This is a genomic window from Citrobacter sp. VF227 (assembly GCF_052950715.1).
The window spans coordinates 1-255 of record NZ_JBRFVF010000749.1 but is presented as its reverse complement, the minus strand read 5'-3'; the positions used below and the strand labels follow the sequence as shown (position 1 = coordinate 255).

1 protein-coding gene is annotated in these 255 nt (G+C 64.7%); it reads left to right on the top strand.

Going from position 1 to position 255, the window contains the following annotated elements; translation table 11 throughout:
- Positions 1-255: DUF7828 domain-containing protein (locus ACU8YC_RS28820; RefSeq protein ID WP_446896488.1), on the top strand; the 255-nt coding region annotated here is incomplete at both ends.

The window sequence follows — 255 nt, the reverse complement described above, 5'->3', positions numbered from 1 at the left end:
GACGGCGAATGATGCCGCGAGAGCGCCGGGCGGCGTATGGACCTGTGCGTCCTGTGGCTGTCTGTTGTCCCTGCTGACGGGGGCGGGTGAGCCCCCCTGGTTTGAACACGACCGGCAGACAGTGGCCGAACATGTGCTGATGAACTGTGCCCATCTGGATCCGGAGGTCAAAGCCGAAGCCCGGGGCAGGAAACTGCGCCGCCTCGTCAATGGGCTGGATACGCCGGTGGTGCCTCTTGTCTGGTACTGCGTGTG